Raw genomic sequence first — 15,072 nt, forward strand, 5'->3', positions numbered from 1 at the left:
CCTCCAAATCTACTAAGAACAGACTATATCTTGATTGTACATTCTTTTTGTACTAGGTCAATATCATCAGGGAAAGACGGAAGCTGGTCAGTACAATTCACCCCGTACCTGCTGCCCGGGCTGTTTTTGAAGCAGCGCCTCCAGATGGCGTTCAAATGATGCCTTGTCAGCTTTCTGCTTTTTGACAATGCTGTTCATGATTTTAATGCTTTCAGCACTGTATTGTGTATATTGTTTTTTCAGCTGATCCAGCTGCTGTCTTGTCTTCTTCGCGTTTTTCGGTGTGACTTGGTTGATGAGTTTGATCATACTGTCTGCGGTCTCAAAAAAACCGGCTCTATTTTCTGTCAGCTGCTGAATTTCGATGCGGCTCATATCTTGATTACGCGTTTTTTGAAGCAAGGCAACCGCCTCGCTGTTTTATTTTTTGAGCGATTTGTTCTCAAGCTTAATCGATTCGAGATTCTCCTTCGCAATGTCTGCTTCTTCTTCAGTCATGCTGATTCGCACGAAGTATTCTGGATTGCCGATTCCATAATCAAATGCTTCGCTCACTTGTATCATGGAACTGAACACAATGGCCAGCTGACTGTCGCTTGCGAGGGCTTGGAAATCCTGCTTTTTCTTACTGTTCATCGGTTTGGCTGCGGTTTGTTTTACTGTCTTTTGATCACAGTCTGCGAACATCTGAGCCTCACCTTCACTTTCGCATGCGCTCATCACAAGAACTGTGACCAGCAGGCTTATACACAAGCCTATTCGCCTCATGCTCTGTCTCCTCTCTGCTGAATCCCTTCTGGAAAATACCATAAAATATAGTTAAATGGTACCAGATACACCTAACCCCAGCAATAAATCAAAAGTATGATTTGAAGCGAAAAAACATAAATATTTTGTAAAAATTGACGTGCATTCCATTCTTTTCAGGCCCATTTCTCGTACAATAGAAGTATCGTTACCGGAGAGGGGCTCTGATGATGAAACGTTTTACGAAACAAGAAAACAGCTGGGTATTATATGACTGGGCAAATTCTGCTTACTCAATTGTCGTGACCACCGCGGTATTTCCGTTATTTTATAAATCAGCAGCTGCGGAAAGCGGTGTCAGCGCCGCTCAATCGACTGCCTATCTGGGCTATACCATTGCGATTTCAACGTTTATTCTTGCGATGCTCGGCCCTATTTTAGGCACAATCGCCGACTATGAAGGGTGCAAGAAAAAGTTCTTCGGTTTCTTTGTGTCAGCCGGTGTCGCCAGCACCGCGATGCTCGCCTTTATCCCAAGTGAGCATTGGCTGCTATTGCTGCTGTTTTATACGATATCGGCTATCGGTTTTTCCGGCGCCAATGTGTTTTATGATGCCTTTCTCGTGGACGTCACGCCTGAGAAGCGGATGAATCTCGTCTCGGCACGGGGTTTTGGCTTAGGATACATTGGCAGCACGATTCCATTTATCATCAGTATTGCTGTCATCCTGCTCGCACAAGCAGAGACTATTCCAGTGTCTGTATCGGCCGCAAGCCAGCTGTCCTTTTTCATAACGGCTGCCTGGTGGGGGCTGTTCACCATCCCAATGATTAAACATGTCCATCAACGCTATTACATCAAAAAAGAACCTCATATTGTCATCAACAGCTTTAAGCGGCTCGGCCAAACGATGAAACGGATCAGGCAATACCGGGCACTTTTCCTCTTCTTGCTCGCTTATTTCTTTTATATCGACGGAGTCGGCACGATTATTACGATGTCGACATCCTATGGATCAGATTTAGGGATCGGCTCCTCAAGCCTTCTGATCATCCTATTTGTCACCCAGGTAGTCGCCGCGCCGTTTTCGATTGTATACGGAAAACTGGCAGAACGCTTCACGGGGAAGACCATGCTGTACGTCGGGATCGTCATTTATATGATCGTTTGCGTGTATGCCTATTTTATGAAGACAACGCTTGATTTCTGGATACTGGCTATGCTTGTCGCCACCTCGCAGGGCGGTATTCAAGCCCTAAGCCGTTCCTATTTCGCCAAGCTTGTGCCAAAGCGCCACGCTAATGAATTCTTCGGTTTTTACAACATTTTTGGAAAATTCGCCTCAATTATGGGGCCGCTGCTCATTGCCGTTACCGCCCAGCTGACCGGGAAATCCTCGACTGCCGTGTTCAGCCTAATCATTTTGTTTGTGATTGGTATTGTGATTCTTGCCTTTGTTCCTGAGGAAACCAGCACAGATGTCAGCCAGCAGCAAAATGACCTGCCCCTTTAACTGGGAGCAGGTCATTCATCATTTATTCGCTTTATTCACCTTCAGCTGTTTCCCTTTGACGGTTGTGTTCTTCATCACTTTGAGAACATGAGGGCCTTTACCATTTAAAATCTCAACGTATGAGGCGTTATCCATGATCGTGATAATGCCGATGTCGTCAGCTGACACACCGTCAATTTTGGCAATCGTTCCTACAAAATCAACGGCTCTGATTTTCTTTTTCTTTCCGCCGTTAAAATACAGCTTCATAATGTCTTTATTCAGCTCTTCGCTTTTGTCCTTTTTGCTTTCCGGACGGTCATTCAGTTTAGCTAGAAATTCTGGTTTCTTCCTTGCCACTTCCTCTTGAGAAGGTGCTTCTATTTTTTGGATTTCAAATCCGATATATTCTTCAATGTCGGCTAAAAACCGTTTTTCGAAGGCCGTGACAAACGAAATGGCCTTTCCTTTGTTCCCTGCGCGTCCCGTTCGGCCCGTGCGGTGGACATAGCTTTCTTTTTCAAGCGGCAGATCATAGTTGATGACAAGGGAGATATTTTCAATATCAATCCCGCGCGCGGCGACATCCGTCGCCACTAAGTAACGGTACTCGCCACGTTTAAATTCATTCATGACGTCGAATCGGTCTTCCTGAATCATTCCGCCGTGAATTTTATCGCATGGATATCCCAAGTCATCCAATTCATCGGTCAGCTGATTGACGTGCTCCTTCGTTCGGCAGAAAATGATGCAGCTGTCGGGATTCTCCGTCATCAGCACATCTTTCAGCAATGAAAACTTATTCTCTTCTCTTACTTGAATCACCGCATGTTCAATATTTCTTGTGGTTAGGCCGGCCGCTTTGACCTCGATATGCTCGGGGTTTTGCATATATTGACGGCTCAGCTTCTCGATATCCTGCGGAAGCGTCGCTGAAAACAGCATCGTCGTGCGCTCAGTCGGCAGATGCTTGATAATCGCCTCCACCTGCTCAATGAAGCCCATATTCAGCATCTCATCCGCTTCATCAATGACCAAATAAGAGAGACGATCCAACGGAAGCGTGCCTTTTTCGATATGATCCAGAACACGTCCCGGCGTGCCGACAACAATGTGGCTTTTTTGCTTAAGCTCAGCTTTTTGTTTATCAAAGGAGGATTTTCCAAATACGGCTGTCGCTTTGATTCGTTTAAATCGTCCGATGTTCGTGATATCTTCCTTTACTTGCACCGCGAGCTCACGGGTTGGAGTTAAAATAAGCGCCTGCGGCTTGTTTTCATCCCAATCCGCCAGCTCACAGAGAGGAATCCCGAACGAAGCCGTTTTCCCGCTTCCCGTCTGTGATTTGACGACAAGATCCTTTCGTTCAAGGGCAGCGGGGATCACACTCTCCTGCACCTTGGTCGGTTCTGTATATCCCAGTCCTTCCAATGCTCGTAAAATGTCATGACTGATTTGATAGTTTTTAAAATGACTCATGTATAAACTCCTGTCTCTTGCAGATGTTCTCATTATACTCTAATTGACCAAGGCATATGTGTTTTGTCGAAAAATGATGTATTAAAAGCCAGCGATTCCCTGGCGTTTTAGCTCCTGAACAGCCAATCGCGCCAGTGCGTCGGCCCCCGCGCGATTCGGGTGCAGCGTATCTCCATCCATATAAAGCCCGAGTGTTCTTTCCGGACCGATCGATGTAAAGTATGCCGAGCTGAGGACATTTAAGTCAATGAGATATGTTTTTTCCTCTTCGGCCAAAGCTAAAATAGAGGCCCTGTACCATCTGTTTACAGACGAATGGATGCCTTCAGAAGTAAAATCGGTTGCCCGGCCCTGAGGCGTTGATAGGATGACGTCCGCTCCTTTCGCTTTTACCTGACGAATCATATCACGCATCATCTCTTTAAATTCCGCTTCAGATTCATTATGCTTCGGATTTGTGTCATTAATGCCAAGCTGCAAGATAAAATAATCCCCCGGCTTGATGTACTTCAGGATCGCCTCAAGCTGTCCATCATTTCTGAACCCTCTCGCGATCTGCCCGCCAGACGCCATGTTTCTCACTTGAAAGGTATGTTTATCGATATAGTGAGGCAGCATCTGCCCCCAGCCCGCCTGCTTGCTGCTGTTGAGCGGATAATAATTGCACACCGTCGAGTCGCCGCCGACATAAATGGTTCGGTTCGTCACCGGCTGATCAGACAATTTCTTTATTTTCAAGGCGCTAAGCGTAAAAGCGGTGCCAACTTTCCCCTCTGTCACCAGCAGATTCAGCTGCCCGTCGGTGACGGGAATTTGGAACGTATCCTCCGCGCCATCCCCTGTCAAATTAATGACCTGAAACACGCCCTCCGCCGCCACACTGGCCCTTGCCGTATTACCAAGCGTCACCTTCACCTCATAAAGCCCATTCGGGAGATCCACATTAAACGTGTTATTGCTTTTCGTCCCATACGCTAAAAACTGAACCGCATCCCTCTTCACACCAGTCCCGGATGCCGCCACATCCCTCATATTCTCCGGTGTTTGAAAACCGTAGCCCTTTGACCGGTCATACCGATCAGACGCCCTGACACCAATATAACCAGGCTCCACCGAACCGCTTCCAAAGTCAAATTGATACACCTTCGGCTCCGCCGCCTTCACTTTCTCAATCCCTCCAAAACCCAGCATCAACATCATCACAAAAACCGCTGCCATCCATTTTATCATCAAGACTCCCCCTCTATGAAAACGAATACATTAATGCATACTCGGTGATTGTTTCTTTATGATGACAGAAGGGAGAAAAAAATTGCGTTGACAAACAAAAAGGAAGATTTTATTATATCAATAAGTGATATATCATTAGTTGATATAAGAAATGAGGTGACCGCTTGCCAAAGCAGCGTCCGCAGGAAATGGATCAGCTTACCGATCCAGCCTATTATATTGTGTTAACCTTGCTGGAGCCAAAACACGGATATTCGATCATGCAGGAGATTGAGGACATGACCGATGACTCCTTTACGATCGGCCCGGCTACCTTATATACATTGTTAAAGAAATTACTGCAAGAAGAAATCATTAAGCTTGTCAACAATGACAACCCACGGCGCAAAGTGTACCAAACCACCTTGCACGGCCAAGAACTACTCAAAAAAGAAATTCAGCGCAGAAAAGTGATGGCTGAACACGGTCAACGTGCTTTTCAACAATTGAAAGGGGATTAGTCATGAAACAGAAAAAATTTATGATGTCTGAAGGATTGGCCTTTTCAGAAGAAAAGGATATGAAGAGACTAAGTGATATGGCCAGCAAAGGCTGGGTACTCGATTCTTTTGCGTTTATGGGGTATAAGCTTAGAAAAACTGAGCCGCGGAAATTGATCTACAGCTTAGACTATCGTGCCGTCGATAATGACAACATAGATGAGTACCTTGAAATATTCGAAAATGCCGGATGGGAGCATGTTTGTTCTGAATACACCACACATATCTTTGCCGCCGCACCCGGAACGAAGCCGATTTACTCCGACCGTTCAACCATGATTGATAAATACAAACAAAGTGAATATACCCTCCGCTATATCACATTGTTCATGTTCTGTCTTACTGCGGTTTTCACTGTCATCAGGAGTATGTTTATTTCTGCTGAAGCTTCCATACTTAATAACACCATACACATCCTTTTTGTCTTTCTCATCGCCATCACTATTCCGGCTACCCTCACTTACGCAGCCGCTGTCTTCAAAATTTGGCGAGTCAAACGCAGAAACCCCAACCTTGAGTGAAGGCTGGGGTTTTTTAAATTAAAGAAATGTATGAAAAATCTAGTTAGAATTAGTACCTTTTAATAATACTTGCAGTACAAACAGTTCAGTTTGGCAAGTATACAATAAATGAAAATTCATTTTGTACAAAATAATACTGACTAAACATTAAGACAATCTAAATTTATATAATAAATCCTCCTATAACATTTTCATAATTCATTCTTTATTATTTCCTCCATTGTAATTCCATTAAAGTATTTATAGAGAATAGATTCTATACTCAAATGCCCAAAAATACCCAGCGGATTGAAGATTTTTCTCCCATCCTTCTCATCTAATTCTACTAATTGATCTTCTGATGCAAATGAATCTCCCTCACTCATGAGATATTTTCCTTCTTCATAAATAATAAATTTAAGTTGAGAACTATCAGTTTTCTCTATTAGGTATTGAGGCATTTTTGAAATTACCTTCCAGTCACCTTGTAACAGGCCAGTATATCCAGTATTAGCCACAAAAAGTTCCCTTTCTTCTTTCATCGAACTAATGACTTCACCTCTGCTTAATTCTTTATCAGTACAAATATCATAATACTGAATAAGAATATCATCGTCTTTATTCTTCGATAGATCCCCCTTAATTACCCAAGCATACGTATACTTGTCGATTTTCTTTAAAGGTATTTGAATGATTGCTCCCGGTATGACTTTAGCTGTTGATTTGACTTTTTTAGTAATGGTCTTTAAATCCACTACTTGTTTATCACTTAATTCCGGAAAATAAGAATCTCCGTTTGTATTCATTACAATAAGTAATGTTTTAAGAAATTCTTCTAGAGTCGGTCCTCTGTCTAAATGCTCTTTATACATATTGTGAAATTCTTCTATCAATTCGAAACAAATATCTAATCCTTCATCACCGACTATAATTTTCTTGTTTTTATGATCTTCTTCCCAAAATCCCACAGAATGGTCTCCTTTCTCTACCTATAAAATCTTCTTGAGGAACTCATATAATATTTATATTTCTTATTTTTACGACTTATTGGTCTAATTTTATTCCTAAGTTTTTTCTTACCGCCATATTTTAAATAATATCGATGCTCTAATCCTCTTGCTTGCGCATATGTTAATCCTCCTCTTTTTTTTACCATTCGCGCATCTGGATGGTTTTTTTTATGGACGGCAGCTCTTCTTTTCAAATTTTTGGTTCTTCCGACATAAACAACTTTCTTTCCTTTTTTTAATACATAAACAGAATGTGCCGCTTTATACAATCGACTTGCTGCTTTTATTCTTGCTCCACCAACAAAACCTAGAGCAGCAGCACCTACTACATGTTTCCAGCCCTTTCCTGACTTGTATGCCTTATATCCGTCATAAGCTGCAAAGCCAGCATTTATAGCTAACCAGACTAGATGCCCATCAGGATCAACATTCATCACTGGGTTATTATTTCCATAAGCATACCCATTCTGATCCAATGAGTCGCCGTCGCTGCCCGGGTCTGGGTCGAGCGATAGGAACACGCCGTTTCTTGGCTCGTAGTAGCGGGCCATGAGGTAGTACAGGCCGGTTTCTTCGTCGTATTGGTAGCCTGCGTAGCGGTAACGGTTATCTTTCACTTCATCGCTTGCTTCGGTTTTTGTTGGATTTCCCCACGCATCGTATTGATATTTTGCAACCGTTTTTCCGGTGCTGTCTGAGATCGCGATGATGTCGCCGTGAGCGTTGTAGTGATAGAAATATTTCTTACCATTTTCTGTGTAGGATAACAGCTGGCCGCTGTCTCCGTACGTGTATGATTTTGTGACGTTGTTGTCCGCGTCTGTTTCATACAGGACGTTCAAGCTGTCTCCGTCGTAGAAGTAGTTCGTGACTTTTCCGTTGACGGTTTTTTGGATTCTGTTTCCTTTTTCGTCATACTTATATGTTGCGAATGGCTTGTCTTCGCCTTTTTTGGTAACGGCGGTCAGGTTATCTTCTGCATCCCACGTATATGTGAATTTGCCGTCGGATGTGCGGTTGCCGTTTTTATCGTAGGAGATGCTTTCATCATTGACTTTTGTCAGCTGGTTCATGATGTTGAAGGAAGCGTTCACCGTTTTGCTTGAGCCGTCTTTTACAGTTGTAACGGTTTTCCGGTTCCCGAATCCATCATATGTGTATTCAATGACAGTACCGTCTTCATGGGTTTCTTTGACAAGCTGATTCAGCTTCCCATACTCATATTGCACCTTGCCGCTTGCTGAGCTGTTTATCGTTGTGCGATTGCCGTTGGCATCATATTCATAGCTTTCCGTCAGAATGCTTCCGCCGTTTTTGTCACCGATATGCAGCGAGCTTACAAGGTTTCTTTCGTCATATGAAAAACTTGTTCCGCCGCCGTTGCCCGTAATAAAGGTTTGGACGTTGCCATTTTCATCATAATCAAATGAATATGAAGATGTACTGTCTTTCATCTCAATCATTTGATCCAGCTTGTTATACGTAAATTGATTCGTTCCTTTTTGGTCCCCATGAGTCCACGAGAAGGTTTTCAGCTTATCGGAGTCACTAGGATATGTCCAAGTTTGACTGCCGCCGCGGTCAGTCAATTCGGTTAAACGGTTTTTATTGTCAAATGTCCGTTTCTTTGTGGTGTTCTGCTCTTTATTAACGACCGACGTTTCATTTTCATTTTTGTCATACGTGAAATTGTACTTTTCTATACCGTTATACGACTTTGATTTCACCCGGTCTGTTCCATCATAAGAAAGAGATACTTCGTTGCCATTCGGTGAAATGGTTTTGGTCAGATTGCTGTTGGCATCATATTCGCTTGCTAGCACATTGCCGAGAGGGTCAGTTGTTTTGACAAGCTTGCCCATGACATCATATTCATATTTATAGGTTTGATCTGCTCCCGCCCGGATGGTTTTGCTTACCTCATTGCCTTCCTTATCATAGCTGTGAAGGATAGACGTGCCGTTGGAGAGCGTCATGTTTGTCAATTGGTCTGCCTGATCATACGTATAGGTTGTTTTTTCACCTTTTGCATCCGTTTCAGACGTTTTCTTACCAGTTTCATCATAATCAGTTGAAGTAGAGTATCCTAGTTCATCTTCTTCCTTGGTCACATAGTTTCCATTGCTGTCATACGTGCTTTTTGTTAGAAGGCTTCCTTCAATCAGACGGATATCATCAAACCACGCTGTTCCTGTTGCGCTCTTTTGGAACAGTATGCTGATATCGACTTTATTAATCGGCTTTGTTTTTGGTATAACCACAGCTGCGCGGTTCCATTCCTGTGTTCCAGAAGGGAATTTCGCATTGTATACGCCTGTGCTGCCGTCCGAGTAAGTGACATTAGCCTGCAGAGAATAGTCTTTTTCATCTGTAAATTTGACGCTGCTTGCTTTCGACATGCCTGTCAGTGTGAGATAAACTGGTTTGTCGTTTGCGCTTTGCCCTAAGACAACGGTTTGTTTTGTTACTGATCCGGCTTGGGACGCACTGGTCCGGGCAGCTTTTAATGATACATCATCATTAAAGCCTTCTTCAGAATCAACGGATGCCCCGCTTACATTCCAGCTTTCCGTTGCTGTTGTGAAACTGCTGTTTTGAACTGGGTTATAGCTTGACGATACTTCGCCTTTTTCCAGCTGGACTTCATCGAACCATGCTTTTCCTTTGCCATCTTTATCTTTATGATCAACTTCCATATACACAACAGCTTTTCCTGCATTTGCTGGAGTCGTAAAAGTGATTTGCCGTTTTGTCCAGTCATTTTTTCCGGCTAATGCACTGTATTCATTGTGAATCCATTGAATCCGTTTTTGATCTTTGTCTCGCAAATCAATGTTAAAGTAGGCTCTTGATTTCGCAAGATCTGTTTTGATTTTCCCGCTTAATGTATAGGTTGTATTCGGCTCCAGCTCAACTGTTTGTGTTGCTGACGAATACCCATGATCTGTTCCGGCAGACGTTGATTGGCTCAAGACTTCCAATGCCTTTGATCCGGAAAGAACCCCGCTTTTATCGGTGATAATTGAGATTTTGCCGCTGTCTTTAGAAGCAGTCAGATTCCAGCCGGATTTTTGCGCTTCAAAGCTTCCATCTTTCAAAATATTAGTTGAAGCTGATAAATCTTTGCTGGATTGAATCTGATTTCCGTATTTATCATAAACGGCTGCTGACGATGATTTTCCACTCTGATCGGTTTCGGATACAGCATCCAGTCCGTCATAAGCAATATCCGTGACATTGCCCTCGGTATCCTTCATTTTTGTGACATCGTTGTTTTTGTTGTATTCGTATGTCTCAGTTCCATATGCGTCTTTAACAGACGTAACGTTGCCATCTTTGTCATATTGATAGCTTTCCGTTGCTTTTCCGGTGCCGACGTCGTTTGGATCGACATCTTCTACAACATTGTTGCCTTCATACTTTGTATTCGTTGTAATTTTTAACCCTTCCGCATCATCAATGACCTGAATCGGATTTCCCGCTTCATTATAGCCGTACTGTACTTTCCGGCCATTCGGCTGTGTCATGAGAAGCGTCTTTTTATCAGCATCATAGCTATAGACATATGTTTCTTTCTTAGCGTTAATCGCTTTATCAAGACGGTGTCCATTATACTGATATTCGGTAAAGACAGGCTTTGCTTCGGTACTGTTGGCTGAATACTGTTTGACAAGGCGCCCTTCGCTATCGTAGTCATAGCTTGTGACAGTCCCGTCTGTATCTGTAACCTTCTTCAGCAAATCATTCTCATATGAGTAGGTGACTTTCTTATTCTTAGGTCCGGTGATGGACGTCACATGGCCGTTTTCATCATAGGTAAATGTAAGCTTGCGGCCTGATGCATCTGTAATGGCGGTCAGTTGATTTTTGTCATTGTAAGTATAGACAGTTGCATTGTTGTGGCCATCCACTACCTTTTGGAGTTTGCCGCCTTTTTTATTGAAATAAGCGTTGGTTTGATCCTTTGTTTTTAATATGAACTGATCAGTTGTTTCTGTTAATTCAAGATATACACCGGTCGGCGGCTGATACGTGCCATCGGCTTTTTTCGTGAATCGATGTGTCGTAGCGTCTTCATCGATATACATTGCCCCGCCATCCGTTGAGATGACAGATGTTTCTGCATCAGCATACCAGCCTTGCCCAAATAAATGATCAGAGCTGTCAAGACTGTTGTAGGTTCTCGATAAGCCAAGTCCCGGACCGCGTCCGTCAATTGACAAATCTTCTTCATTCACAATGACATTGCCTGTCGCACCATTTAACTGGCCGCTTGGGATATCAATGATAGACCAGTACTCTTCTGTACCTAGGAATTCTGCGCCTTCATGGAACGTTGGGTTAAAGGGCGCCGTTGGAATCGTTTCACCATTCGCATCATAGGCGACAAGCGTGAAAGAATAATTCTTCTTCCCTTTGTAATTCCCATTTGCATTGTTATAGACAGGTGATGGATCGAGGGCTAATTCCCCGCCTTTTCCATCTGTATGAAGCTTATAGCTTCCGGCTTTGATTTCCTCAGAAGTCGGCCAGATGTTTTTATTTTGGGTTGTCCAATGATCAGCATCACCAACATCAAAGGACTGATATTCTTTACCGTTGTAAATGTTAACTTTATAGCCCTTCGCATTTTGAACCTTTTCCCATATCAAATTCACATAACCCGTTTGACTCGATTTTGTATTTGTATACAAATAGCCAGTTACATTCTTTGGCCTAGCGATATCAGGAAGTGCCGGGTTAGCAGCCGGGGATGCAATGGCTTCGCCGTCTTTGTTGTATGCGATAATTTTAAACGAGTAATTTTTTTTGGCTCCATCTCCCCCGGCGTTTTTATAGGTTGGTCCAGGATTGATCGGCAGCTCTGCTCCGCTTCCGTCCTTTAGGTGAAGAGCATATTTTCCCGCCTTGATTTCTGCACTTGTCGGCCAGATCTTTTTCCCTTTTGTGGTCCAAGACGTCTGATTTCCGAGATCAAGTGTCTCAAAGCCTTTCCCATTGAACACCTGAACCTTATAGCCGGTTGCACCGGATACAGCTTTCCAAGAAAGGTCGAAGTATCCTGTGGCATTCCCATTATTGTAGCCCTTTGCTGATGGTGCTTGTGCTTTTCCTACATTAGGGATAACGGGCTTTGCCGGTGCGGACATCGCTCCTTCACCTTGGTCAAATATTGCACTGACGCCAATCCAATAGTTTTTGCTTGTGGCATAGCTTCCGCCGGAGTTCTTATAGACCGGGGATGGGTCTAGTGCCAATTCGGCTCCGTCCTTGCCGTCCAGATGCAGTTTATATCTCTTGGAAGCAATTTCTGCGCTCGTAGGCCAGATTTTTTTCCCTTTTGTGCTCCACGACGTGACGTTGCCTGTAGAAATCGCTTGATATTCTTTACCATTGTAAATCCATACCTTATACCCTTTCGCACCTTCAACCTTTTTCCAGCTGATATCGAAATAACCAGTGGAATCACCATTGTGATAGGCTTTAATTGTAGGGGTGTTTCCCTTTGGTATGGTATACGTCACTTCAATATACGGTTTATTGGCGGAGTTCGCTGAAGAAATTAGTTTTTTCCAGTATTCCTTACCGTTTCCGTTTGTATGAAGCTTAAATCCATAGTTGGCCCCGCCGGTGTTCCATGACTTTACAGCAGCGGTCACATCATAACTCGCCCACTGTCCTTTATGGACGTCGGCTTTTCCGATATTTTTAGATGCCGGTTTGGTGTTCCATGTCACTTTTGCATTATCATAATTGCTGTTGACCGTATCCAGCCAAAGCCCGGTTGCCTTTGTTCCATAATAGGAATGGGCTACGTATGTTTTTAATGTAGCTTTAGTGACAGTCATATTTTGAATTGGCTTTAGGTTGTTAAATTTCATGAACGCATAGTTTGTGCCTGTTGTTTTGTCATAATAGCCCGTTTTCAGTACATAGGCCTTTAAATTAGCATCCCATTTTTGTGAGGAGGCCGAATAGTTCGTCGTCGGGTAGGCACTCATGACAAACGTATCCGATGAAACAGATAAAGAAGTTGACGGGTCGATAGATACTGGATATACGCGTTCTGGGTCTTTCAGCCAGTTCTCGTCAGCCGTAAGATGAAGCAAATACCCTTCTTCATTCTTTTCCAGCTTATAGCTGACTTTGTCTGACCGTTCAACCTCGCCGGAAAGCTCATCTAGTTTTGAATCCGTCATAAAAGGCTTAGGCACAGAAAAAACAACTTTTCCTTTTTCATCAGAAAAATCAATGGATCCATCCTCTTGTTCTTTAGCCTGCAAATCGGTTTTTAACTGAAATGTAAATGTGTTGTATCCATTATACTGATGAAGGACTAAATCTTCTTTTATGTTTTCATTGAATGTGAAAGTCTGAAGAGCAATATTCGGAAACACATCCGGATACACAATCTCATTACTGTCAGTCTTATAATCTGCTGAGGTATCTTTCGGAGTAAGTGAAGTTTTATTCGGGCCTTTCGCTTCTACAAGTGAATATGTAACCTTATGGTCATTATGCTCAAAAGTCGCGTAAAGCCCGTTCTTCATTTGCTTTTGAAAATCTGAATTCAAAATGGCGTTCTCTGTCTCGACTTGTTTGCTTGTCGACTCTTTTAACTCAGGAGAAATGTCTTCCCAGTCGGCATCAGGTGTTTCCTTTGTATGAATAGGATCAAGATATACTTCCTGTTTATAGACACCGTCACCTTCATAATAGAGTTTTGTATTTTCTGTTCTTTCAGAGGTGATCTCACCCTCTTTGTTTATATCTTTTGGATCAAAAGGTACAGCTTCCTCAGTTTGTTCTTTCTGAAGAGTTTCTTCTGGATCATCGGCAGCAATACGATTTCCATTCTCTTCTTCTGTGGATTTTGCTAGTACATCGGCTGGCACTAATGAAATGATTAAAGCCAACACTAAAAATGCTGCTATGAACCTTTTAAAGTTTCGCCTCTTTCTTTTTTTCATTTTCTCTCTCCTTTTGTAATAAAAGTAATATTCACTCAATAATCTTAACTAGACTGAAATATTATTACAATATTTTTCTAGAAAATTTATCTTATTTTAAGGATTAGCGAGAGTCAATTGACCTAAAACAAAAAAAGGCCCCATAGGCCTTTTTACATTTTCCATTATTGCATTTGTTCAATATCCGTACCCTCAGCTGCCACATTCGCCTTCCCCTGCCTCCTGACAAGCGTCAAGGCCATACCCGCAAAGATCAGCATGATGCCAAGCGTTTGATAGAGGTCAGGGCGGAAGCCTGTGAAGACGGTATCTAGCACGATCGCGACAGCGGGGTCGAGAAATACAATGATTGAAATAAATTTCGTTGATAAAAATCGCAAACTGTCAAAAAACAACAAATATACAATACCCGTATGGATGATGCCGGTAGATACCACCATAATCCAGTTTCCCTGAGATAGGTCAGCAAAAGCGCCAAAGTGAATAAACGGAATCAGGATGATAACCCCTAAACCCGTCTGCAAGAAGGTGGTCGTGTAAGGACTGAGATTGTGAATGCCTTTTCCCAATAAAGTGGTGAACGCATAAAACAGTGCGGCGAGAACTGCCCATATGATCCCTGATCCCATCAGCTGTGTCAATGAAGTGCTGCCGTTAATCCCGGAAATCAGCGCAGTTCCCAGAAAGCAGATGATAATGGAGCTGACGGAGATCACATTTAATTTCTCTCTGTAGAGGAAGCTACCCAGAAGAAGAACAAGCACCGGCGCTAGATGATAAACGGAGATGGCAATTGTAACGGACGTTTCTTCAAAAGACTTAAATAAGAACACCCAGTTGAATACAAGAAAGAAACCGCACGCCAATGTTTGCAGCACGTCTCTCTTGCTCCATTTTTCAGTTTTATACTGGCCGGACGCCAGCCAGCAAAGGCCTAAAAACAGCGTCGCGCAAAGGCAGCGGACAAAGACCAATTCAAATGACGGCAGATTGGTATGCTCTGAGAAAAAGCCGATGGAGCCGAAAATCACCATAGAGATGACCATTTTGATTACGGCTGTTGATTTTTGTTTTGGTGTGATTGAGAGATCTTGCTGCATCAA

The 15,072-nt window shown here is 43.0% G+C and carries 8 protein-coding genes and 1 pseudogene; 3 read left to right on the forward strand and 6 right to left on the reverse strand.

The window, feature by feature from the left end:
• Positions 1–87: 87 nt before the first annotated feature.
• A pseudogene (locus NYE22_RS22060) lies at positions 88–768 on the reverse strand (hypothetical protein).
• 206 nt (positions 769–974) lie between these two features.
• On the opposite strand from NYE22_RS22060, the gene NYE22_RS22065 reads away from it, so the two are divergent.
• Positions 975–2,261, forward strand: coding sequence for an MFS transporter (locus tag NYE22_RS22065; protein WP_342412181.1), 1,287 nt, complete (start codon positions 975–977; stop codon positions 2,259–2,261).
• Positions 2,262–2,279: 18 nt separating this feature from the next.
• Here the strand turns inward: NYE22_RS22065 and dbpA are convergent, their stop codons facing one another.
• Positions 2,280–3,719: an ATP-dependent RNA helicase DbpA gene (dbpA, locus tag NYE22_RS22070; RefSeq protein ID WP_072173215.1), complete on the reverse strand. Its 1,440-nt coding sequence runs from the start codon at positions 3,717–3,719 to the stop codon at positions 2,280–2,282.
• Positions 3,720–3,800: 81 nt separating this feature from the next.
• A complete protein-coding gene (locus tag NYE22_RS22075; RefSeq protein WP_342412182.1) occupies positions 3,801–4,949 on the reverse strand; it encodes a GDSL-type esterase/lipase family protein in 1,149 nt (382 codons plus the stop codon).
• Between the two features lie 164 nt (positions 4,950–5,113).
• Between NYE22_RS22075 and NYE22_RS22080 the strand changes: the two genes are divergently transcribed.
• Both NYE22_RS22080 and NYE22_RS22085 read left to right on the forward strand, forming a co-directional pair.
• A complete protein-coding gene (locus tag NYE22_RS22080; RefSeq protein ID WP_014478431.1) occupies positions 5,114–5,449 on the forward strand; it encodes a helix-turn-helix transcriptional regulator in 336 nt (111 codons plus the stop codon).
• Positions 5,450–5,451: 2 nt separating this feature from the next.
• Positions 5,452–6,009, forward strand: a complete 558-nt coding sequence (locus NYE22_RS22085) for a DUF2812 domain-containing protein (protein WP_342412183.1) — start codon at positions 5,452–5,454, stop codon at positions 6,007–6,009.
• A 191-nt stretch (positions 6,010–6,200) separates the two neighbouring features.
• On the opposite strand, the gene NYE22_RS22090 is transcribed toward NYE22_RS22085, so the two are convergent.
• From NYE22_RS22090 to NYE22_RS22100, 3 genes are all read right to left on the reverse strand, one after another.
• Positions 6,201–6,956, reverse strand: a complete 756-nt coding sequence (locus NYE22_RS22090) for an Imm26 family immunity protein (RefSeq protein WP_187953909.1) — start codon at positions 6,954–6,956, stop codon at positions 6,201–6,203.
• A gap of 17 nt (positions 6,957–6,973) precedes the next feature.
• Positions 6,974–13,969 carry a tRNA nuclease WapA gene (gene wapA / locus NYE22_RS22095; protein WP_342412184.1) on the reverse strand — a complete coding sequence of 2,332 codons (6,996 nt, stop codon included), beginning with the start codon at positions 13,967–13,969 and terminating at the stop codon, positions 6,974–6,976.
• A gap of 164 nt (positions 13,970–14,133) precedes the next feature.
• Positions 14,134–15,069: a DMT family transporter gene (locus tag NYE22_RS22100; RefSeq protein WP_342412798.1), complete on the reverse strand. Its 936-nt coding sequence runs from the start codon at positions 15,067–15,069 to the stop codon at positions 14,134–14,136.
• Positions 15,070–15,072 lie beyond the last annotated feature (3 nt).

The sequence above is a fragment of the Bacillus sp. FSL K6-1560 genome (assembly GCF_038592935.1).
In the GTDB taxonomy this organism is placed as follows: domain Bacteria; phylum Bacillota; class Bacilli; order Bacillales; family Bacillaceae; genus Bacillus; species Bacillus subtilis.

Bases quoted from the DNA above. Each gene is read 5' to 3' on its own strand.
- dbpA (WP_072173215.1), bottom strand. From the start codon at position 3,719: ATGAGTCATTTTAAAAACTATCAAATCAGTCATGACATTTTACGAGCA.
- NYE22_RS22075 (WP_342412182.1), bottom strand. From the start codon at position 4,949: ATGATAAAATGGATGGCAGCGGTTTTTGTGATGATGTTGATGCTGGGT.
- wapA (WP_342412184.1), bottom strand. From the start codon at position 13,969: ATGAAAAAAAGAAAGAGGCGAAACTTTAAAAGGTTCATAGCAGCATTT.
- NYE22_RS22100 (WP_342412798.1), bottom strand. From the start codon at position 15,069: ATGCAGCAAGATCTCTCAATCACACCAAAACAAAAATCAACAGCCGTA.
- NYE22_RS22065 (WP_342412181.1), top strand. From the start codon at position 975: ATGATGAAACGTTTTACGAAACAAGAAAACAGCTGGGTATTATATGAC.
- NYE22_RS22085 (WP_342412183.1), top strand. From the start codon at position 5,452: ATGAAACAGAAAAAATTTATGATGTCTGAAGGATTGGCCTTTTCAGAA.